Genomic DNA, 22,198 nt, shown 5'->3' on the forward strand with positions numbered 1-22,198 from the left:
GTGTTTATCTGGACTTGACGCCATAGTACATGCCCCGGCCAAATAAGCCCTGTGCATCGTACTGCACCGGCACGCCAGCCGCCTCAATCGCCTCCTGGTATTCGGTATCGGTCCACAGGCCCATTACATGGTCCTCGGTGAAGCTAGTGACTCCGGCCGGGGTGCCCACAACGTAGTGAATATCAAAAACCGAAGTGAGCCCGCGCAACTGACTGGTGTACATCCAGGCAATCTTAAGGTTCGGCTGGTCGACGAAGTTAGCCGTGAGCTTATCCACCCAGTACTTCTCTGGCGTTATCCAAGGCTCAATAACAAGCAAGCCGCCCGGATTTAAGTGCCGGCCGAAACAAGCTACGGCGTTGCGCAAATTCCCGACCGTCTGCACGTATCCAATGGAGCTAAATAAACAAACAATCACATCAAAGGTCGTGCGCAAGTCAAAATTGGTCATATCCTCCTGGTGCAGAACTACATCAGGGCAGCGCTTTCGGGCCACTGCCAGCAGATCCGAACTCAAATCCAAGCCTGCTACCTGATAATATGCCTGGAGGTGTTCCAAATGCTTGCCCGTTCCGCAGGCCACATCCAGCAGGGTTTTGGCCCCTGGGCTACGCTGCTCGATGAGGCGATGCAGTTGACTACAAGCGGCGCCATAATCCTTGAAGTGATAAAGCGCATCGTAGTACTCGGCGGTTTTTGTAAACATTGCTATTGCTCTAGTTGACCAGAAAACATTGAAGCGTAGTGAAAAGCTATTTGAAAAGTCTCGCTCGCGTTAACACGCTTAATAACTCAGCTTAATAGCTTACTGGTTAATTATACTTGATGGACTCAGGCGATACCTAACTGGCAGCGGCTAGTATTCAGAGCCCGGCACTTCCAAAAAAGAAGTGCTTCGGACGAATCATAGCGCTCTGTCTCCGCGCCGATAGGGAGGGAAATAGCCTTCTTTATTTAGTGGGTCTACTTGCTCTTCTCGGCACAGGTCAGCATATAATACTTCGTTATACACTTGCTTTAAGCATATTAGCGGCAGAGTTGCCGCCCCGAAACGCTGTTTAAAGTGCGCAATTGAATCGTCGGCCGTTGCCCCGCCTCCTAAGTTTAGGTAAGAGATACCCTTGCTCTTCAGTTGAAGCATTCCGTGCCAGAACAAGAAAGCTGTTTGGTTCTGATATCCGGGGAGAGAAACGTTGAAGAAATAGTCGGCTATAGTAGAAGTAGAAGCAAATACCGATACGGCTTTTATTTCTCCTGCCTCTTGGAAACCCACAAGCATCACCTGCTCCAAGTCTAAAAGATATAAAAGGGTCGGCAGCGAAAAGTTATAAACTGGAGCTGCGTTTTTTCGCGTTATAAAGGTGTGGTATTGAGCGATAAAAAACTTTTTTAGCTCTTTTTTTTCAGTAATGACGCGATGCGCTTCTCCTTCCCACCCTCGCAATTGCCTTTTCCTGTTTTGTGACAGCCTTTGGTAAAGCTCTGCGCTACTTAATTGCAGATTCAGGACATATACTGAATTGTAATGATAAATATCGGTCGCTGAAAGATACGTTTCATCCACTAATAGCGGGTTTAAGCCGATGTAGCCGCATACGTACCCAGCCTGGCTGATGAAACGCCGCCAGTAGTCTGGAAAATCCGAAAAGTCTTTAGTGCCTGCAAAGCCCGAAAAACCGTACGGCGTAACGATATCCGTATAACCCTGGTATTTTCGTTCAGCTAAGGGGCAAACAATTCTGAGGTCGCCGCTTTGCAATAGATACAGATACGTTGCGTAGCCCGTAGTTAGCTGCATAGCGTAGCAATTCTCCCAGGTATGCCCAAAAGCATGGGGAATATTCTGAAGGGCCTCTTCCCAGGCTGCTCGCGCCGATAATGGAATTAGCTCCTGGCGCACGGTCCTTATTGGACTAGTATGTTCCATCAAGGTTAAGGTATATCATAAACGACAACTTATTAGCCACTCTCACTCAAGCTGATACTCTTTCAGCATGGCTTTCACCATTTCCGGTGAGTTATGCATCAACACATCCAGAATAGATAGGCCTGGCACATAACTGGGCGAAAAGTGAGAATAAGGTGGCAAAGTCGGCTTCAGAAAGCTTATGTGAACGTGGTTGGCTTCAAACACCCTGCGTTCATATAACTGCGCCCCTCCCGCAGGATTAATATAGTGCGTGGCATGCTCCTGCCGGCAGATGGCCAGAATCTTATCCTGCGCCCGCAATTGCTCGGTGGCGTAGCTTGCGGAGCTGGCAATTAGCTTGATATCAATTTCTAAGTACTTCAACAAGACAAGCAGGCTTTGATACACCAGCCGCGAAATATGAGTTTCGTTCGCAGTAATTACCTGCTGCACCAGGGGAAATACGGCGCTGAAGTAGGGGGCTTTTCTATACGACTGCTCGAGTGTCTTTAGAAATTTGCGCTGCCATCTGGTTTCATAACAAATTTCTATATCATTAATTAACTTATTTTGTGAAGCCTTGCGCAACGGAATCGTAAACGGGATGATATGGCCGTTCATTAAGAGCCGGTTACGGTTTATCCAGCCCCGGTTGATATAATGCACATCATCGAGAAGAATAAATGTATCTACCGCACCTATCAACTGAAAGTAGCCGAAGTAAGGGAAAATGTAAGGCTGCATTACAGCTAAGCGCATATTACAAAGCATTTTGGAAGGTAGCTGCGCTGCTAGCACAGCTAACTTGTGCCTCATGAGCAAGTACATTAGTGAAAAGAAAGCCAACGCAACTTCGCTGGGTAACTATGCAACTACAACGAAACAAATTATCTAATTAAACAGATTTCTACTTGAGCTTACTTCTTACAATTTTGAGGTTGATATTTAACAATTTATAATAAATTGATGGATGATTACTCATGCTAAGTGAACGTTTCACTTGGGCATAAGCTAAAGTCCAGTTGCCGGTTTCTTGAAACACTTCATAAGCCACATCAATGTTATAAGAGGCGTAATATTTTCTCGCTATCCGTGATATCCTAGCCCGCTCATGCTGCGGCAAGTGTTTCTCAATTCGTTTTATCACGCGCGATAAGTCACTGATTATCTGACCAGAGCGCGCTTTTTCCCAAGAAATTGAGCCTGAATGAACCCGGTACTCTGCTAATAACTCTGGCGAGTAGGCAAAGGGGTAGTGCCGGGCAATCCGGACCCACATTTCCCAGTCCTCCCCGTAGCTAGTGCCGTAGAAGCCGCCCAGCTTTTCATAGACGGAGCGGCGCACGGCAATGGCAACGTACTGGGTATAAACCTGCTGCGCAATGCGCAGTAGCCAGTTGTCTAAAAGCCCTTCGGCGGGGTCAACTAGCGGTGGCGTATACCTTCTGATACCACTTTCGTCAATAAAAGCATGGTGACTGAAAGCCGCGCCAACTAGCGGATATTTCTCAAAGAGAGAAGTCAGCTTCTGGTAAAAGCCTAGCAACACTCGGTCGTCGCCGTGCAGCAGATGCACAAGGTGGCCGCGCGCATGGTTGATACAAGTCTCGAAATTGCGCAGGCTGCCCACGTTTTCCGCTTGCCGGAAATATTCAACCCGGCCCGCCCCTATTTCCAGTACCAGGGCTTCGACATCGGCGTCGGTGCTGGCGTCATCTACTACCTGAATCTGCATGGCCTGCGCCCCCATGTCCTGAGCCAGTACGCTCTGCAAGGCCTCGCACAGGAACGCCGCGCAGTTATAGACCGGAATCATCACCGACCACAAGGGCCGGTCCGGTGAGTCAGGCAAAGCGGCAATAAGCGGAGCAGTGCTGGGAAACCGCTCAGAACTAGTAGTCATGCTGACTGAAAGCGTATGTAGTCGCGAGGGCAAACTTACTCTTTAATTCTCAGGCTCTACGGGCAGTCATCAAGTAGCCGCCGGTCCGGATGAGGTACGAGCGCGAGGCCGGATTGGCTTTACTTGCGAGCGCCGGAAGGCTTCTGGCAAGCCAACGTCCGCAAGCAGTCCGCCCCTAATCCGCCAGCATACATTGGGGCCGGAGCGCCCACTAGCGCGAAGCCGGCCCCTACCCCGCTCCGGCCGAGCAAAGACCGGCTTAAACGCGCCAGAGTAGAACTTCGTCTGGTTTTATTACCGGATTCGCCTTACTTTTCCGCATGAAAAAAGGGTTTGCCGTGCCAATCAGGGCGCTGATTGGATTGCTATTACTGCTGAGCGGGACGCCGGCCGCACGGGCCCAGACAGCCCTGGGCCAGCCCTCGCTCGACGAGGCCAAGGTGCAAATCTGGTGCGCCACGCTGCGCTTCGTTTATGAAGATACCGGCCACCCGCAGCTGCGCAACGGCCTGCGCTGCGAGGCTGGCAACCTGGCCGCGCTCGAAGCCAGCATCCGGCCCGACAGCCAGCGGGTGTACAGTTTACTTTACCAGCCCATTGAGGGGCGCGGGATTATTTATCAGGGCAAAAAAGACAACCCGGCCCAGCTGGCCGCCCTTACCAGGGCCATTATCAGCCGGCTGCGCTCATCAGCGGCCCGGCGCAAAGACCCGGCCCGGCTCGCCCGGCTCACGGCGCTCGAAACGGCCCTCACCACCTACGTGAGCAGCGGCACGCCCCCCGGCGAGCTGGCCGCCGCCGCGGCCCCTACCCCCCCCGATACCACCAATGCCGCGCCGCCCGCCGCCGGCCTGGCCGAAGCCGCCGAGGCCGCCGCCCCTGCCGAGGCCCGTCGCCCGGCCCCTACCCCCCCCGATGCGGCCGGCTCGCTTATGAGCCGCCTCTTCGCGCCTCTGGCCCTGACGCTGAGCTTGCTCAGCCTCGTGCTCTTCGGTTTGCTGCGGGCCAGCGTGAGCCGGCTGCTGCGCCGCCAGCAGCAAGAGGTGACGGCCGCCGCCGCCGCGGCTCAGCAAGCCCAGCTCGCCGCCGACCAAGCCACCCGCGCCACGGCTGAGGCCGCTGCTTCGGCGGCGGCAGCCGCCGCCACGGGCGCCCAGATTGCGGGCGGCGCGTCGGCTGCCGCCCGCGCCGCCAGCGAGCTGCCGCTCGCGCTCGGCCAGCTCACGGCCGGGCAGCGGGCCGAGGTGGAAGCGCTTATTCAGCAGCGGGTAGCGGCCGAGCTGGCCCGCCGACTGCCAGCAGCGCCGGGCCCCGGCCCCGCGCCTACTACAACGGAGGCAAATGGCTAAGCTTGCGCCGGGGCTGAGCCGGGTGGCTTAGGCTGGCCGCTCACTTTCGCCACGACTCTGCTTCGCTCAGGCCACCGCTTTTTTTCATCTTCTCCACCTTCACGCCCGCTTCTTTTTCGCATGAGACGTACTGCTTTAGTTGCCGTGCTGGCCGTGGCGGCCGTTTGCCGCGCTACCGGCGTGCTGGTGCCCCAGGCCCTGGCCGGCCGAACTTCCGTCCTCAACCCCACTACTTCTTTCGGGCCGGCCGCGCCCACCCCGCTACGGCGGCCGGCCCGCGCTTCCCTACCCCCGTGCAGTACCCCGACACCCACCAGACCGACCACACCGACGATTATTTCGGCACCCCGGTCCCCGACCCCTACCGCTGGCTCGAACAGCTCGACTCGGCCGAAACCAACGCCTGGGTTGCCGCCCAGAATGAGGTCACGTTCGGCTATCTAGCGCAACTGCCTGGCCGCGACCAAATCCGGACGCGGCTCACCCAGCTCTGGAACTACGAGCGCTACGGCGTGCCGCAGCCGGAGGGCGAGTGGTTGTACTTCACCCGCAACGACGGCCTGCAAAACCAGGCCGTGCTGTACGCGCAGCGCGACGCGCCCGGCTCCCCGGCCGAGGTGCTGCTCGACCCCAACACGTTTTCGGCCGATGGCACCACGGCCCTGACGGGCCTGTATTTCAGCGCCGACCACCACTACCTGACTTACGCCACCTCGGCGGGTGGTTCGGACTGGCAGCGGCTGAACGTGCTGGATTTGCGCACCCGCCAGCCGCTGCCGGATGAGCTGGACTGGGTGAAGTTTTCGGGCGCCGCCTGGACCCAGGCCGGCTTTTACTACAGCTCCTACGGCGCGCCGGAGGCCGGCGAAAATGGCCTGGCCGCCCGCAACGAGTTTCACAAGGTGTATTTCCACCAGCTCGGCACGCCCCAGGCCAGCGACCAGCTCGTGTACGAGGACCCGGCGCTCCCGCTGGTTTCGCACTACGCCGGCGTGAGCGACGACGAACGGTTTCTGCTCATCCACCGCGCCAACGGCACCTACGGCACCCGCCTGGCCGTGCGCGACCTGCGCGACCCCGCGCAGGCTGATACCTTCATCACCATTGGCAGCAGCTTCGACTTCGATACTAGCGCCATCGGCAACGTGGGCGGCCGGCTGCTGCTCTACACTGACTACCGGGCGCCGCGCTTCCGGGTAGTAGCCGTGGACCCGCAGCAGCCCGACGAAGCCCATTGGCAGGACGTAATTCCGGAAGCCGACTACAAGCTCGAAGGTGTGAGCCACGTGGGCGGCAAGCTCATTGCCAGCTACTTGAAGGATGCCAGCAGCCTGGTAAAAGTGTTTAGTGAACAAGGCGAGTTTGAGAACGACGTGCTGCTGCCCGGCCTGGGCACGGCCAGCGGCTTCGGCGGCTACCGCGACGCGACGAGCGTGTACTATGCCTTCACCTCGTTCACGTTCCCAACGACCATTTACCGCTACGATTTGGCTTCCGGCCAAAGCACCCTGTTTCGGGCACCGCAAGTCGATGTGAACCCCGCTGACTACGAAACCCGGCAGGTTTTCTACCCCTCAAAAGATGGCACGCCGGTGCCCATGTTCATCACTCACCGCCGGGACCTGGCCCTGACCGGGTGCCTCCCGACCTACCTCTACGCCTACGGCGGCTTCAACGTCTCGGTCACGCCCGGCTTCAGCCCGGCGCGGCTGCTGTGGCTGGAAAATGGCGGCGTGCTGGCCGTGGCCAACCTGCGCGGCGGCGGCGAATACGGCGAAGCCTGGCACCGAGCTGGGATGCGCGAAAGCAAGCAGAACGTGTTCGATGACTTCGTGGCCGCCGCCGAGTATTTGCAGGCCCAGGGCTACACCGACGCCGCCCACCTCACCATTGCGGGCGGCTCGAACGGCGGCTTGCTGGTGGGCGCCGTTATGACGCAGCGCCCGGATTTGTGCCGCGTGGCGCTGCCCGCCGTGGGCGTGCTCGACATGCTGCGGTTTCAGCGCTTCACCATCGGCCACGCCTGGGTGCCGGAATACGGCTCGGCCGAAGCTAGCCGCGAAGAGTTTGAGTACTTGCAAGCCTACTCGCCGCTGCACAATCTGCGCCCGGCCGCCTACCCCGCCACGCTCGTCACCACCGCCGACCACGACGACCGGGTGGTGCCGGCCCACTCGTTCAAGTTCACGGCCGCCCTGCAACAGGCCACTACCGGCCCCTACCCTACCCTCATCCGCGTCGATGTGAACGCCGGCCACGGCGCCGGCAAAAGCACCCGCCTTCAGATTGGAGAGTGGACCGACGTGTTTGCCTTCACCTATGCTAATCTGGACGCGCGTCTTTAAAAGCAAACCGAAAGAACGTCATGCAGAGCGCAGCGAAGCATCTCGCTAGGGGAAGTAATCAAATCGTTTTAGAAACTGATTACTCCCCCTAGCGAGATGCTTCGCTGCGCTCTGCATGACGTTCTTTCGGGTCATCAGTAACTACTACGGGTCATCAGTAACTACTAATCATTGATACCTGAAGCCCTTCGTAACTTGCGGGTCCAAATCCCCGCTGCTTCATGAAAAAATCCTTCCTGCCCGCGCTGCTCGCCGCCGCCCTGCTGCTCGCCCTGCCCGCCTGCGACTCGCCGGCTTCCGGCACCGACGAGGACATCGCCACCGTGCCCCTACCCCCCCTGCCACCCAAATCGGACACCAGCGGCGGCAAGCCCGACGCCAACGTACCCCGCGAGCTGAGCGCGCCCAACGCCACGGAAGACATCAAGAAGATGCAGCCGCAGATGTAATCAGGCAGTGAACAGTTATCAATGAGCAGTGAACAGTGCCCATCCGGGTCTTTTCATTGCTCATTTTTATTTACCACTTCTCGCTGCCCTACCCCCCTCACCCGCTGCTAACTGCTCACTGTTCATTGACAACTGAAAACTGCCTTCTCCGGCGCGGTCGTGAGGCCGATTTGCCCCAGGTGCTGGCCCTCATCCGGGAGCTGGCCGCCTACGAGCGCGCCCCCGAGGCCGTGACCAACACCCTGGAAGCCATGCGCCGCGACGGCTTCGGGCCGGCGCCCATCTTCGGCTTTTTCGTGCTCGAAGGCCCCGACGGCCGCCTCGTGGGCCTGGCCCTGTACTACACCGCCTACTCCACCTGGAAGGGCCGGATGCTCTACCTGGAAGACCTCGTGGTGACCGAGGCGGCGCGGCGCGGCGGCTTCGGGCGGCTCTTGTTCGAGGCCGTGGTGGCCGAGGCCCGCGCCACCGGCGCCCAGCGTCTCAAGTGGCAGGTGCTCGACTGGAACGAGCCCGCCATTACGTTCTATAAGAGGCTGGGCGCCAACGTCGAAAGTGAGTGGCTCAACGGCAACCTCACGACCGAGCAGCTCGCGGGCTTCGCCGTGTCGGCGGCGGCGCAGGCTGTGGCGGCGCCCGTTTCCCCGGCCGCGCGCAGCGGGCTTTGAAGAGTTTAATTCTGAATGTTGAGGGTTAAATGAAGGTGGTCGGGGTGGGCGCCGGGTTTCGGAAATTCCCTACCCCCCCAAATTGCCCGAACCCCAGCAAGGCGCGGAAACCGACTGAACGGCTCCGCGGCCCGGCTGGAATTCGGGCATTTTCCTACCCCCATCTAATTTCAGCAACTCACTCGCCCAGCCAGGCCTTTTCATTCCGTCTTCAACCTTCAAAACTCAACCTTTCAAAGCCGCACCAGGCGCTGGCTGCCGTGGCGGCCGGTTTGCGGGTCGCGCCAGGTGAGCACGTAGAAGCCGGGCCGCAAGCCCGCTACGCTCAGGCTCAGCACGTTCAGCTCGGCGCGCAGAGGCGTGGCTACGGCCCGGTGGTAGCGGCCCAGCTCATCGTAAAAGACAAAAATGAGGCGCCCGGCTTCGCTGGCCGGATACAGAAACCGCAGCTCGTTGCCTGCTACGGGGTTGGGAAACAGCTGGGGACCTTCGGCCAGCACCTCGGCGCTGAACGCCAGCGGGGCCGTGCTGTCGAGCGTGCCGTTGAGCGTGCCATCGGGGCGGCGCAGGCGCAGGCGGTAGTAGTGCAAGCCGGCGGCGGGCTGCGGGTCGGCGAAGGTGTAGCGGCCATCGGCGCGGCCGGCGGGCAGCGTGGCCAGCGCCTGCCAGGCCAGCGTGTCGCCGCTCAGGCTGCGCTCCACCACGAAGTCGGCCAGGAAACACTCGTCTTTGGTGCTCCAGCTCAGAGTCGGGACGGCACTTAAGGCCGTCAGGTCCAGGGCCGTTAGCGGGGCCGGCAGCATGGGAGGCCGCCCGCAGCCGCGGTTCACGAAGCTGCGGCGGCGCAGCACGAGGCGCCCGCCGGCCACGTCGCTGGCCGGGTCGAGCCGCCGGGTGTTCTGGCCGCGGGCGACGCCGAAATGCATCACGGCGCCGGGCCGGATGATGTGCGAAAGCTGCTGGGCGTGGCCCAGCTCGTGCACGGCCACGGTTTCAAAGTCCAGCTGCGGCGTCACGGCCCCCGCCGGCCCGAATTGAAAGCTGGCGGCGCTGCTGAACTGCATATCAATTTCCTCGACCGCGAACACCAGCTCGCCGGCCGGGCCGAAGCAGCCATTGTAGTAGGTGGTGGTGCGGCCCAGCACGCCGGTGGGCAGGGCTGCGCCGTCGGCATCAAAGCTCACCACGTTGCGCTGGTCGCTGGCGGCGGTACTGGGCGGCGCGGGGGGGGTAGGGTCTTCGTCCCAGTTGATGCCGGTCTGGCAGCGCCAGCTGGTCAGCGCCCGCCGCCAGGCCGCGGCGGCTGGGCTGGCCTGGAACGCGGCCGTGAGCTGGAAGCTCAGCCCGCCGCGCCCGTTGAGCGCGACGTGGCCCGGCTGGTCGAGCTGCCGGGTTTCGGTGGCCTGGGCATTGGCAACGGCAAAAAGGATGGTGAGCGCCTGCGGGCTGGTCACGGGGTCCTGGCCGGCCGCCACCACGCGCACCCGGCCGCTGCCGGCGGGGTGGCTGTCGGCGTTGAGGCTGGGCACGCGCACCTGAATCTGGCCATCGGTCCAGCTCAAATAGTCCTCGTCGCGGGCAGCAATGAAGGTGCGGCCCCCGTCGTCGGCGTTGGCAAACTCAACCTGCCCCGTGCCGCGGCCGGCCCCGAAGCCCGCCCCATTGATGGTGAGCACCGCGCCCGTGCCGGCCGTAAGCTGCGTCGGCGAGAGCCCATCCACGGTGGCCGCCTGGGTGTCGCGGCGGTTGGTCTGCCGGGTCTGCCGGGCTTGCTGCGCCGCCCGTAGCGCCGGGTTGGGGCGCAGCACGCGGCGGGCGGCGAGCGGGCCCACCAGCGTTTGGTAAAATGCGGCGTCGATGGCCGGGTAGCTTTCAAATGGCGCCGACCCGGTTACAGTACCCAAATCGTATTTAATGAATCCCTGCTCGCTGCCATATACGGCCCACGTTGGGCCGGCGGGGGGGGGTAGGGATGGAGACCAGGGTGCCGGCATCAGGAAGAAGATGCCCTGCTCGCCGGCTTGCAGGCGCAGCGTGTTGGTGAGCACTTCGCGGCGCTGGCCCACCGCGCCGCCTTCGGTGAGCAGCGTCAGGGCGGCCGTATCAGCGGGGCTAAGCGCGCCTTTGAGGATGCTGAACGGGCGCAGCCGGTGACGGGTGAAAATCCGGCCCCGCGCCGCATCATAGTAGCTTATCGCATCGAGCACCTGCCCCTCCACGATGAGCGCCGCCGTGGCGCGCTGGCCGGGGGCCAGGGGTTGGAGCAGGCAGTGGCCGGCCGGGCTTCCGGCTGGCTGCGCTCCGATCCGCCAGCTGATTGCCAGGCAGGCCACCAGCAGCCCCAGGCCCCTGCTAAATACAAAACGGCAACGAGCGGTATCCGGTAAAATCATGCGCGCGAACGGAGATGGCAGTGGTGGAGCTGGCGGCCAGAGCCGCCGGAATAGGGGCGAACCTCTAAGGTATCATCATCGGGCTGAATGCCGGGCCCGCGCGCATCGCGGATTGCGCGGGGCAGGTTGCGCAGGGTGCTTGCCCACCGACGACACCAAAGAGTTAAACGAGGCGGCGAACCAGTTAACTGGCGCATTCATGGTGTATATAAATCCTTTGATAGAAGCCTTTGATTTAAAAATTTAAGTGGCCGTAGATTTGTGAAGTATTAATCGGATTATAAATTTAGCCAATTGGCCCCCGGCCACGTCCGCCCGTGCTGGCTTTGGTTTGCGCCGGTTTCCATTTAGCCTGATAACCCGAGGCTTCGGGCGCGGCGGCCGCGCGGGGGGCTGTTTGGGGCCGCTACCGGCTGTTTTCTGTTTTAACCCCAACTTTTCTGCTCGTTACCATGCGTTTTTCCCTGCTCTCTTGCTTTATCTGCGGTAGCCTGTTAGGTGGCTGGCAGCCGGCGTTTGCCCAGCGGGCGGCCCCTACCCCCCCGGCCGCGGCCCGACCAGCCGCCGGCCGCCTGGCGCTGGCCCCAGCCGCGGCAACTACCGCCGCGGCCCCAGCAGCAGTTGCCGCGCGCCTGGCCTGCTCGCGGCTTAACGGGCAGGTGCTGGGCCTCGGCGGCAAGCCGCTGGTGGGCGCCACCGTCACGGTGAAGGGCACCCAGCACCTCTACATCACCAACTCCGATGGCCGCTACCTGGTGGCGGGGACCGTGTATCAGGGGCAGACGCTAGAAATAGAAGCCGCCGGCTACACCGCCCGCGATATCATTCTCACGGACTGCACCGCCCCGGTCGTGGGCCTGGAGCTGGCCCCCGGCACCCGCGTGAAGAAAAACGGCAAGCGCGCCGGCCAGATTACGCGCTTCGGCACGGCCGACATGCAGTAGCGCAAGCGGGCCGGCATAACCACGCAACTGCCCGCGTAAAGGCCACTACACGCGGAGCCGGTGGGCGGGCTGCCTGGCGCTACCAACCCAGCGTTCGGGCGAAAGCCGCTATCCTCTCACGGGGATGGCGGCTTTTTTACTGTGAGCCCCCCGGCTGCCAGCAAGGGTTTCCGGGTGACGAGCTAGCCATGAGAAGCCAAGCTATCAGGTTTTGCTAGAATTAAAACAAATTATACATTTTATTACTGAATAAATCCTATCTTTCGGCTCTTCGCAGCTACTGCGGTCCGGCACCCTTCGTCCTCCGGGGAGGGGGTAGGGATGAGCTGATGGCGGGCTCAGGGTTGCTTTTCTACTACCGCGATGACTGTTTCTACCCCAACGGTCTTGGTTGCGGCGGCGCCCACGCTGTTTCGGCAGGGGCTGCTGGCGTTGTTTCGGGAGCACTGGCCGCAGCTGGCCCTCACGCTCACGGCCGATGCAACGCAGGTCGCGGAGCTGGCTGGTCAGCGGCCCTTTCGGCTCATCGTGCTCGACGGCGCCTTGCTGCCCCGGTTCACCCTGCCGGCGCTGCTGGGCCGGCTGCACCGCGCCCGACCCAGCCAGCGCCTGCTGGTGCTGGCCGACCCGCGCCCGCTTCTGCCCGGCCCCCCCCCGACCAGGCCCAATGCCCAACTGCTGGTGCCCCGCCACGTGCTCCCGCAGACGCTGACTGCCGCGCTGGCCCCCTGGCTGGACGCGGCGGCTGCCGATGCCGCGCCCGCCTACCCCCCCCGCCGCGCTCAAGCCCACCCACTGCCCGACCCATTCAGTCCGCGCGAGCTGGAGGTGCTGCGCCTGGTGGTGGACGACCATTGTAACGAGGAAATTGCCGACCGGCTCTGCCTGAGCGTGCGCACCGTGGAAAGCCACCGCCGCACACTGCTGCACAAGGCCGGCACCCGCACCCTGGTGGGCCTGGTGGCCCGCGCCGTACGCGAGGGCTGGGTGGCCTGAAAGTTCAGTGCTGGCACTGATGCGGGAGGGGGTAGGAAAGCCGTGCTTTGCTAGTGAATCAGCACCAAGCTCCTGGGCTGAATACTCTTCGCTCAGCTTCCCGTCTTATGATGATCCGGAACAACCACGCGCGAAAACAGGCCCGCGTTCGCCTCTCTCACCCTCAACCTACCCTCTATTCCGCATGAAACGACTCTTGAAGGCGCTCAGCCTGGTTCTGGGGATAGGGCTGAGTGGTTGCGCCCATTATCAGGTTGTCCGGGTGAAGGAGGGTGAGGACCCGGAAGGAATTCGCTACTACCGTCCCGCGCCCTACCTGCTGGTGAGCGAGGCGGCCACGGAGCAGGCCGCGCTAGCCGCGCCTGCCACGGGCCAAGCTCCATCAGCGGGTGGTAAGGCGGCCATCCGCACCGCCGAGCCCGTGCTGAACTACAAAGTGGAGTATTTGCCGGATTTTAACGAGGTCTATGCTATTCAGCGGCGCGGAGGCCTGGGCACGGTGGATATGGACATCAAGCTAGCCGGTGGTTGGATGCTGACGGAGTTCGGCAGCCAGACCGACTCAAAGGTCCCCGAAATGCTCACGGCTATTGCCGGCATCCTGCCCACCGTGCTGGGCGGGCTTAAGCAACAAAACAGCTTTGCCGCTCCTACGAACGGCAAGGGCACCCTGGAACCCGGCCTCTACAAGATAGAGATAACTAAAACGACGGTCAAGCTGATTCGCGTGACTGAGCCCGACTGAGGGCGCTGGCCGGCCGCTCGCTCACTTCCTCTTTTGCCCGGTGGCCGGCCTTGGCGGCGGCCTGCTGTCTGCCGCCAGCGCCTCAGCCAAACAGGCCCGGCGCCGCTTCCCTACCCCCCCCGCCCGGCCCAACCCGCTCGGCGGCGCTGGGGGCGGGCAGTTCGGCGGCCAGCAGCAGCGGGGCGGCCACGATGGCGTCGAGCAGGCGGGCGGCGTCGGGGTGCAGGGCCAGGGTGGCTTCCAGGGTCCAGAGCAGGCGCAGCAGGTCGAGGTCGAAGGTCCAGGCCGGCGGGCGCAGCGCATCCAGGGGCGAGGACGAGCGGCCGGCGCGCGCCAGCAGGCGGTAGCTGAGCCAGCTCTCGACCACGCGCAGGCCCGACACGCGGAACCGCCACAGGGCCGGCGCCAGGCCGCTGAGCTGGCCCACGGCGGCGCCGTCGCGCCGCAGGTGCAGGGTTTCGGCGGGCTCGTCGTAGCGGTAGGCGGCGGGGTAGGCGGCGGAGGTGGCCGGCGTGCCCACGGCCAAACGAGCGCGGCCGGCCGTCGCCGCGCCGGCCGGGCCGCCCGCGTGCAGGGCCAGCAGGCGGCGGCCCAGGGCCACGGCTTCGGCGAAGAGCGTTGGGTCGCGGGTGAGGGGTAGGCGGGGGCCGGGTGTTTCCAGCTCCGGCCGGAACAGCTCGACGTAGCGCGGGCCGGCCAGCAGGGCGTAGGCATAGGCCAGCACGTCGGGCGCCGCGACGGCGTGGACGTAGGTGGCGGCCAGCAGCGGCAGCAGCCCCGCCGGCAGGTTGGGCTGCGTGCCCGCCGCGTCGCGGTAGAGCGGGATGACGTGTTTTGCCCCGAAGGAGCCGCGGAAGCTGTCCATATCGGGCAGCAGCTCAGTAGCAACAACAGCCGGGCCTTCGCCTAAAACACCCGTCAAAAAGCTCGTCAAATAAATCTGCTTGGGCCCATGCGCGTGTTGCAATTCAGGCCGCAGGTAATCGCCGACCCGGCTATCAACTAGCGCCCATTGCCGGTCAAAGCTTCGATAGGCAATTAGTTGCGGCTCGGGAAGCGGTTCGCTGGCGTTCAGGCGGGCAAGGGGGGGTAGGCGCCGGGTGGGGTCAGTAAGGCTGGCGTAATTGCCGGTGATGAGCCGGTCGCGGCTTTCTTTGAACAGCGCTGACTTTTGCGCGGCTGGCGCGGCCAACAACGTTTCCCAGCGGCGGCGCAGCAGCTCCGGCGTTTCGGCAATGGGCCATTTGCGCTTAAACTGCATTCCGCCGCTCTGCCACGGAAACACGTCCGTCAGCTGGGGCCAGGTGGTATAGGAGGAGGTGGCGGCGGGCAGCAGCGGGGCGGTGAGGGCGGTGGGGCAGTCCTGCCAGCTCAGCGAGTTGAAGCCCTCGATGGCGCCGAGTTGGGCGAGCTTGTCGGCGGCCGTCCCGGTAAGGCGGCAGTAACGCACGGCGGCGGGCTGGCCGGGCACTTTGGCGGGCGTGCGCAGCCCCACGGCGATGCAGACTGGCGTCTGGATGACGAAGACGTTGTCGGTGTGGCGGGTGCCGCGGCTGTCGCCTTCGAGGTCGATTATCCACAGCTCCTCGAAGGTTTCGCGCATCACCTGCCGCATCCCGGCGAAGCCCGGCCCCTGCAAATACGACGAGCCGGTGATGAACGAGACGATGCCGGGCTGCTGGTTGGGCGCCGGCCCAAACGTTTTCCACAGGGCCCAGCGCCAGAAGTACACGTAGTCGTTGTAGAGGTTTTTGGCGTGGCCGCCCGCGCCGAGGGCTTTCAACGGCCGGAGAAAATCCTGAAGCAGCGGCGCGGGCGCCCCCGGCGTGTTGTCGCCAAAGCGCACCCAGCCGCCGTGGCGCGGACCGGCCGCGGCGCCGGCTTCGGCAGGGTCGCGCTGCTCGCGCCGGTAGGGCGGGTTGCCGATACAGACCAGCACGGGCGTGCTGTTTTTGATGCGCTGGGCCCGCTCGTGCTCGCGGCCCAGGCGGCGGTAGCTCAGGGGCAGGGAACCCGGCGCGGCGGCGTGGGGCGCCTCCAGGGTGTCGGCCAGCAGCACGTGGGGGCCGGTGGCGGGCAGCGTGCCGCCGGCGGCCAGCACCTGCTGGGTCAGGCGCAGGTGGGCCACGGCGTAGGGCCCGACCAGCAGCTCGAAGGCGTAGAGGTTGCGGGCAGCCGTGGTGGCGGCGTGGGCGCGGGCGCCGGGCCCGAACGTGGCGCCCACGCGGGCCAGGCCGTGGCGCAACGCCGCCAGCAGATACGTGCCGGTGCCACAGGCCGGGTCCAGCGTCGCCACGCCCTCATCCACGAAGCCCAGCGGCCGGCCCAGGCGCTCGCGCAGCAGCTCATCCACCAGCCGCACCTGCGCCTGCACCACTTCCACGGGCGTGTAGTACACGCCGCGCTTCTTGCGCATCTCCGGGTCGTAGGCGCCCAGGAAGTCCTCGTAGAAATACAGCCACGGGTCGGTTTCGGCGCCGTCGTCCGCGCCGCTGGCGCTGTCCGCGCCGTTGCTGGCGCCGCTGCTGGTAGCGCCGCTGCTGCTGGTAGCGCCGCTGCTGCTGGCCGCGCCGCCCGCACTTTCCCTACCCCCACCCCCGCCGCCAAACAGCGCCGGCCGCACCGCGCCAATCGTGCGCTGCAAGAGTTCGAGCGGCACTTTCACCTGTTCGCGGGCGGCGCTCTGGCCCAGCACGTCGAGCGTGTCGGCGAGCAGGCCGTGGCCCTGGCGCAGAGTTTCGGCCGCCACGGTCGGCGCCAGGCTGGGCGCGCCGCTCACGTGGGCCAGCAGCAGAGCGTAAGTCAGGGTCTGGGCGTAGGCGTCGGCAAACTGCGCCGCGTCGGCGTCGGGGAAGAAGTACAACTTCCATTCCTCGTGCAGCGCGCCCAGCGCCGAGCCGGCGTCGGCGGCCAGGGCGGCGGCCACGTCGTCGCGCAAGAGCCGGCAGAGCGGCGCCACGACTTGCGCCAGGGCACGGGGCTGGGTCGGCACGTAGGGCTGCCAGCCCAGGAAGTCGCGCAAGAGTTGGTCGAGGGCGGCGGCGTTGGTGGCCGTGGCGGCGGCCGGCCCATCCTGGGTCACGTCGCCACTCAGCCGCACGGCCTCGCCGCTGCGCTCGCCGGTGCGGAACAGGGCCCACTCCTGCCCGTCGGTATAGAGCAGGTTGGGCAGGTTCTGAAACTTGGTCCACTGCTGCCGGTCGTGCGCGTCCGTAAACCGCTTCGGATTCGCGCCCTTGCTCGGCGCCTTCAGCTCCACGTGCCCCGTCAGCAGCCCGCCACTGAGCACGCCCAAATCCGGCCGCCCGATGCCCGGCAGCTGCACCTCAGCCAGCGCCTGCGTCCCGGCGTAGCCGTGCAACAGCTCGGTGAGCGGCGCCAGCAGCTGCACCTCCGGCTGTGCCCCGACCTGCGCCGCATTAGCAAACGCCGCCGTGACGCGGGCAGTAAAGGCTTGCAGGGCGGCGAGGGGGGTAGGGGCATGAAGGGGGGTAGGGAGGTGGGGGAAGTTGGGGCCGCTTGTGATTATTAGGCCAAATCCGCCGGCCGGCTGTAGTGACATTTGTAGTGACATTTGTAGTGACATTGAATGTCACTACAAATGTCAAGCAGTTGTTATATTGGTGCTTACACAGCATTTATTGTGACATTTGTACACTTTAAGCGGGTAGGCCCAATGCCGTCACGTAACCGAGTCTTGGTCAATCGGCTTTGGTTAGCAATATGTAGCGGCCGGTTTTGTTGGCTCCGACAAACACAATCCGCTCTGCGTCTTGCAGGGCGGCAACGTCGCGCTTTGCGGTGCGCTCCGTGACGTGAAATTTCTCGCTCAAGGCCGCGGGCCGCACGTTGATGCCCCGAGCTACTTGCTGCAAAAACCACTCTTGCCGCTCGTTTGTGGTGACATTTATGGTGACATCTGTAGTGACATCGGATGTCACTACAGCTTCTTCACCAGCCGGAATTCGTAACTCTGGATGCGGTAGCAACCGGGCCCGCAACACGGTGCCTTTGTCCTCCCACACCGGCAGGGCGTAGCCCAGTTGCCGGGCGTCGGTTTCGATGCGCTCATACCCGGACCCCCAATTTTCCATGATGGTGAGCTTGTGCAGCACGCCCGCGATAACGGGGTTGCGGGCGCGGCTCACGCCGTTGCGAAAATCCTCCTCGCTCAAGCCTACGGGCCAGCCGCCAGGATTCTCTACCTCAATGCGGTTGCTGAACACCGCCACTTTGATGGTCATGCCGTGACGGCTGTAGTCGGCGTGGGCCAGCGCATTGACCAGCACCTCGCGCAGGGCGACGGCCGAATATTCCGGCACGTCCTGCCGCCGCAGCGTCTCACCCGTGATGCGGGAAGCCGTGCGCGTGTTGCGCCGCACGAAGCGGGGCACCTCCTCTAGTGCCGCCATGATGGACACGCCTCGGTCGTCGGGTTCCAGCTGGTCGAGAAACTCCGCCTTGGAAGAGCCGGCAAACCGAGCCGCCTGCACCCGCGCATCGGGAAAGCAGCGGGCACGGGCGGCGGGCGTTCCGAAAAGAATGATTGCCCCGTTGGTAGGCAGCCAGGTATCGTTGGAGCGCACCAGCAAATGCAGCGTTTCCATTTTAGCGATTGTCAGGTCATAGCCGATTTCCTGAAACAGCTTACGGGCCGCTCGCTGGTCAACGTCAGCCAGTGTGGCTTGAGCGCACACCTGACTATCGAAAGTGCCCGCTTGCGCCTGCCGCAGCAGGTCGGCCCGCTGTTCGGGCGTGGCCAGCCGATTCGTTGAGCCGTGGCGTAGGTACACACCATTTTCCGGGCCTTCCCGCTTCACGTAAAACATGCCCGGAAAGCGAGGAACCCGCACTACCAGAAAGTCCCGCTCATTTTCCGTCACTATCTGAAAGTCAGGAGAAAACGCGGGCTCAATGCTGTCCGCAATCAGGTTGGCAAGCCGTTCCTCCTCCCTGGCCGCGTTCGAGATTCCCAGCGGCCGGCGGTCGTCGGTGATGCCGACCACTAAGGTTCCGCCCGTGGTGTTGGCAAAAGCTACAACGGCGCGCAGCACTCGTTCAGGCGAGGATAAGTTCTGCTTGAACTCTAAGGTCCGGCCTTCAGTGCGGCGCAGAAAATCGGCGATGGCGGGCGTAGTTCTACTTCTATATCAGTCCCTACCCCAGCTTCTTGTACCGAACCCGCTTAGGTGTCACATCACCAAGGCGCTTCTTCTTAGCTTCCTCGTAGTCCGAGAAGTTGCCCTCGAACCAGACGACTTCCGAGTCGCCCTCGAAGGCGAGGATGTGGGTGGCGAGGCGGTCGAGGAACCAGCGGTCGTGGGAGATGATGACGGCGCAGCCGGCGAAGTTTTCCAGCGCGTCTTCCAGGGCGCGGATGGCGTTCACGTCCAGGTCGTTGGTGGGCTCGTCGAGCAGCAGCAGGTTGGCGCCCTGCTTGAGGGTCATGGCCAGGTGAACGCGGTTTTTCTCGCCGCCGCTCAGCACGCCGACCTTCTTTTCCTGGTCGCCGCCGGTGAAGTTGAACTTGCTCACGTAGGCGCGGGAGTTGACGGGCCGGCCGGCGAGCAGCATGGTTTCGGTGCCGCCGCCGGTGATGGTGTCGAACACCGACTTGCTGCCGTCGAGCGTGTCGTGCTGCTGGTCGACGTAGGCGGTTTGCACGGTGGGGCCGACCTCGAACGTGCCGGCATCGGGCTGCATCTGGTCGGTTATCAGCCGAAACAAGGTGGTTTTGCCCGCGCCGTTGGGCCCGATGATGCCCACGATGCCACCCTGGGGTAGGGAAAATGAGAGGTTCTCAAACAAGAGCTTGTCGCCGAACGCCTTGCGCAAGCCTTCGGCCTCAATGACTTGCGCGCCCAGGCGCGGGCCGTCGGGGATGAACAGCTCCAGCTTCTGCTCCTTGTCCTTGGCTTCCTCACTGGCCAGCTTGTCGTAGTTGGCCAGGCGGGCCTTGCCCTTGGATTGGCGGGCCTTGGGCGACATGCGCACCCAGTCCAGCTCGCGCTGCAAGGTTTTGGCGCGCTTGCTCTCCGAATTCTCTTCCTGGGCCAGGCGGGCGGTTTTCTGCTCCAGCCACGACGAGTAATTGCCTTTCCACGGGATGCCCTGGCCGCGGTCCAGCTCCAGAATCCAGCCCGCCACGTTGTCCAGGAAGTAGCGGTCGTGGGTGACGGCGATGACCGTGCCCTTGTACTGCTGCAAGTGCTGCTCCAGCCAGAGCACCGACTCGGCGTCAAGGTGGTTGGTGGGCTCGTCCAGCAGCAATACGTCGGGCTCTTGCAGCAGCAGGCGGCACAGGGCCACGCGGCGCTTTTCGCCGCCCGAGAGCGTGCCCACGGTGGCCTCCGGCGCGGGCGTGCGCAGCGCGTCCATTGCCCGCTCCAGGCGCGAGTCTAGTTCCCAGGCGTCGAGCTGGTCGAGCCGCTCCTGCACGGTCCCTTGCCGCTCCAGCAGCTTGTCGAAGTCGGCGTCTTCGGCCCCGAAAGCCTCATTTATCTCGTCGAATTCCCGGAGCAGAGCCACGGTTTCGGCCACGCCTTCCTGCACGATTTCGAGCACCGTTTTGGTGGGGTCGAGCTGCGGCTCCTGCTCCAGAAAGCCCACCGAGTAGCCGGGTGAAAACACGACTTCGCCCTGAAACTGCTTATCGACGCCGGCAATAATCTTGAGCAGGCTCGACTTGCCCGAGCCGTTGAGGCCGAGCACGCCGATTTTGGCGCCATAGAAAAACGAGAGGTAGATGTTCTTAAGAACTTGCTTCTGGGGCGGGTAGATTTTACTCACGCCGGCCATGCTGAAGATAATGGTCTGGTCGCTCATTGCCTGAGGTGCTGAGGTGCTGATTAATGATGTGCCGATGCGGGAGCATCCCTACCCCCTCGTTCCGGCCAAAAGGCAAAGAACGGCAAGCCGGCCGGGAGATGCGGCGCGCCGGCGGCGCTATTCCTACCCCCTGCCTAGCCTCGTAGTGCTTTAGCCAATCATCCAATCACCTCGCCAGCACCTTAGCCGCTAAACAATCCGCCAATCATCTTACCTGCACATTAGCACATCGGCTGTTTTCGCGTAAACTTGTGCTTCTTTGCCCCGTTAGCAGCCCGGCCGGATTTTTTGGCTGCCCGCGGCTGTTTACTTAGTTGATTACATGGAACAATTAGACCCCTTGGTGGCTGAGGCCCGGCGCTTTGGCTACGTGGAGGACAGTGCCGTGTGGCTGCGCCCGGTGCTGGGCCAGCCCGCCCGCCGCATCGGCTTGGTGAAGGAAACCGAAGAAGCCGCGCTGCGCTACTTTGCTCAGCGCTACGCCAGCTTTCAGGCCAAGGTCGAGGAGCTGCTGCGGGCGATGGCCACGGCCGAGAACCGCGGCTCCTTCCTCATGAAAGCGCTGCACCTTAAGGAGTTGACCGTGCGCTACGACGCCCTGGGCGACTTTGAGACGCTGCACCGCCGGCTCGGCGAAGCCGAGGCTGACATTCAGCAGAGCGTGGCCCGCAACCGGGAAAAGAACCTGGCCACCAAAGTCAGCCTCATTCAGGAGGCCGAAGCCCTGCGCGACACCGTGGAATGGGTGACGGCCAGCGAAAAGGTCAAGGACTTGCGCCAGGGCTGGCTCAAGACCGGCCCTGTGGACAAGGAACTGACCGACGAGCTGGAGACGCGCTTCCAGACGGCCGTGCAGGTGTTTTTCGATCGCCGCAAGGCGTTTCAGGCCGACAAAAAGGCGATGGGCAACCGTGCCCTCAACCGCTACAAGGAGCTGATTCGGCAGGCCGAGGAGCTGCAGAACTCCGAGCAGTTTGAGACGGCTTCGCGCCAGCTCAAGGCCTTGCAGCAGGCCTGGCGCGAGGTGGGCGGCAGCCTGCCCCGCAAGCAGGCCGGCGAGCTGTGGACGAGGTTTCGGGCGGCCAACAACCACTTCTTTGAGCGCCTCAAGCAGCACTTGGCCACGGCCCGGCCCGAAAACGACGCCGCGCCCGGCCCCGGCGCCACGCCCGAGCAGGTGCTGGCCCGCAAGCGCGCCCTGGCCGAGCAGGCTGAGGCCCTGCTGGCTGTGCCGCCGCAGGAGGCCATCAGCCGGGCCAAGGTGCTGCAGGCCGAGTGGAAAAAGGGCGGCACCGTGCGCGGCGAGGAGTCAGACCGCCTCTGGCAGCGCTTCATGGTGGCCTGCGACAAAGTATTTGAGCTAAGCGCCCTGGACTACTACTTGCGCAAGCGCACCGGCCAGCCCCTGCCCACGGCGCCCGCCGAGCTGGCCCAAACCAAAATCACGGCCCTGCGCGAGTTTCTGAAGCAGGACCGGCAGGAGCTGGAGACGCTGCAAGCCAACTTCGACAACCTCAGCCCCACGCCCGCCAACGAAGCCTTCCGGCAGCTGCTGCAAACCAAAATTCGCGGCTTCGAGCGCAAGGTGCGCACCAAGACTGATTTGATTGAGCTGTTTAGACCGCAGATTTAACGGATTTCAACGGATTGAACAGATTAATCGTGGTTT

The 22,198-nt window shown here is 63.0% G+C and carries 16 protein-coding genes; 8 read left to right on the forward strand and 8 right to left on the reverse strand.

Going from position 1 to position 22,198, the window contains the following annotated elements; all coding sequences use genetic code 11:
• Positions 1 to 4: 4 nt before the first annotated feature.
• From ACFE70_RS03310 to ACFE70_RS03325, 4 genes are all read right to left on the reverse strand, one after another.
• The gene (locus ACFE70_RS03310) at positions 5 to 706 is read right to left on the reverse strand and encodes a class I SAM-dependent DNA methyltransferase (RefSeq protein WP_375416291.1); all 702 of its coding nucleotides are present in this window, start codon (positions 704 to 706) and stop codon (positions 5 to 7) included.
• Between the two features lie 198 nt (positions 707 to 904).
• Positions 905 to 1,927: a hypothetical protein gene (locus ACFE70_RS03315; RefSeq protein ID WP_375416292.1), complete on the reverse strand. Its 1,023-nt coding sequence runs from the start codon at positions 1,925 to 1,927 to the stop codon at positions 905 to 907.
• Between the two features lie 42 nt (positions 1,928 to 1,969).
• On the reverse strand, positions 1,970 to 2,725 hold the full coding sequence (locus ACFE70_RS03320; protein ID WP_375416293.1) for a WbqC family protein: 756 nt from the start codon (positions 2,723 to 2,725) through the stop codon (positions 1,970 to 1,972).
• 91 nt (positions 2,726 to 2,816) lie between these two features.
• Entirely contained in the window at positions 2,817 to 3,812 is a 996-nt protein-coding gene (locus ACFE70_RS03325) for a glycosyltransferase family 2 protein (protein WP_375416294.1), read from the reverse strand.
• Between the two features lie 320 nt (positions 3,813 to 4,132).
• On the opposite strand from ACFE70_RS03325, the gene ACFE70_RS03330 reads away from it, so the two are divergent.
• The 4 genes from ACFE70_RS03330 (at position 4,133) to ACFE70_RS03345 (ending at position 8,623) form a co-directional block, all read left to right on the forward strand.
• Positions 4,133 to 5,161, forward strand: a complete 1,029-nt coding sequence (locus ACFE70_RS03330) for a hypothetical protein (RefSeq protein ID WP_375416295.1) — start codon at positions 4,133 to 4,135, stop codon at positions 5,159 to 5,161.
• A 293-nt stretch (positions 5,162 to 5,454) separates the two neighbouring features.
• On the forward strand, positions 5,455 to 7,506 hold the full coding sequence (locus ACFE70_RS03335) for a prolyl oligopeptidase family protein (protein ID WP_375416296.1): 2,052 nt from the start codon (positions 5,455 to 5,457) through the stop codon (positions 7,504 to 7,506).
• A 221-nt stretch (positions 7,507 to 7,727) separates the two neighbouring features.
• A complete protein-coding gene (locus tag ACFE70_RS03340) occupies positions 7,728 to 7,955 on the forward strand; it encodes a hypothetical protein (protein ID WP_375416297.1) in 228 nt (75 codons plus the stop codon).
• A 125-nt stretch (positions 7,956 to 8,080) separates the two neighbouring features.
• A complete protein-coding gene (locus ACFE70_RS03345; RefSeq protein WP_375416298.1) occupies positions 8,081 to 8,623 on the forward strand; it encodes a GNAT family N-acetyltransferase in 543 nt (180 codons plus the stop codon).
• A 233-nt stretch (positions 8,624 to 8,856) separates the two neighbouring features.
• Here ACFE70_RS03345 and ACFE70_RS03350 read toward each other — a convergent pair whose 3' ends face one another.
• Complete coding sequence (locus ACFE70_RS03350) at positions 8,857 to 11,016, reverse strand: matrixin family metalloprotease (RefSeq protein ID WP_375416299.1); 2,160 nt, start codon at positions 11,014 to 11,016, stop codon at positions 8,857 to 8,859.
• Positions 11,017 to 11,468: 452 nt separating this feature from the next.
• Between ACFE70_RS03350 and ACFE70_RS03355 the strand changes: the two genes are divergently transcribed.
• The 3 genes from ACFE70_RS03355 to ACFE70_RS03365 all read left to right on the forward strand — a co-directional run bounded on the left by ACFE70_RS03355 (position 11,469) and on the right by ACFE70_RS03365 (position 13,701).
• The gene (locus tag ACFE70_RS03355; RefSeq protein ID WP_375416300.1) at positions 11,469 to 11,960 is read left to right on the forward strand and encodes a carboxypeptidase-like regulatory domain-containing protein; all 492 of its coding nucleotides are present in this window, start codon (positions 11,469 to 11,471) and stop codon (positions 11,958 to 11,960) included.
• Positions 11,961 to 12,323: 363 nt separating this feature from the next.
• On the forward strand, positions 12,324 to 12,956 hold the full coding sequence (locus tag ACFE70_RS03360) for a LuxR C-terminal-related transcriptional regulator (RefSeq protein WP_375416301.1): 633 nt from the start codon (positions 12,324 to 12,326) through the stop codon (positions 12,954 to 12,956).
• Between the two features lie 184 nt (positions 12,957 to 13,140).
• On the forward strand, positions 13,141 to 13,701 hold the full coding sequence (locus ACFE70_RS03365) for a hypothetical protein (RefSeq protein ID WP_375416302.1): 561 nt from the start codon (positions 13,141 to 13,143) through the stop codon (positions 13,699 to 13,701).
• 82 nt (positions 13,702 to 13,783) lie between these two features.
• On the opposite strand, the gene ACFE70_RS03370 is transcribed toward ACFE70_RS03365, so the two are convergent.
• From ACFE70_RS03370 to ettA, 3 genes are all read right to left on the reverse strand, one after another.
• Complete coding sequence (locus ACFE70_RS03370; protein WP_375416303.1) at positions 13,784 to 17,263, reverse strand: type ISP restriction/modification enzyme; 3,480 nt, start codon at positions 17,261 to 17,263, stop codon at positions 13,784 to 13,786.
• 139 nt (positions 17,264 to 17,402) lie between these two features.
• Positions 17,403 to 18,827, reverse strand: a complete 1,425-nt coding sequence (locus tag ACFE70_RS03375) for an RNA-binding domain-containing protein (RefSeq protein WP_375416385.1) — start codon at positions 18,825 to 18,827, stop codon at positions 17,403 to 17,405.
• Between the two features lie 31 nt (positions 18,828 to 18,858).
• Entirely contained in the window at positions 18,859 to 20,526 is a 1,668-nt protein-coding gene (ettA, locus tag ACFE70_RS03380) for an energy-dependent translational throttle protein EttA (protein WP_375416304.1), read from the reverse strand.
• A gap of 325 nt (positions 20,527 to 20,851) precedes the next feature.
• Here ettA and ACFE70_RS03385 point away from each other — a divergent pair, with 325 nt between their 5' ends.
• Positions 20,852 to 22,162 (forward strand): DUF349 domain-containing protein, encoded by a 1,311-nt coding sequence (locus ACFE70_RS03385; protein ID WP_375416305.1) that lies wholly within the window; start codon positions 20,852 to 20,854, stop codon positions 22,160 to 22,162.
• Positions 22,163 to 22,198: the final 36 nt, after the last annotated feature.

Origin of the sequence: uncultured Hymenobacter sp., assembly GCF_964243305.1 — a bacterium.
In the GTDB taxonomy this organism is placed as follows: Bacteria; Bacteroidota; Bacteroidia; order Cytophagales; family Hymenobacteraceae; genus Hymenobacter.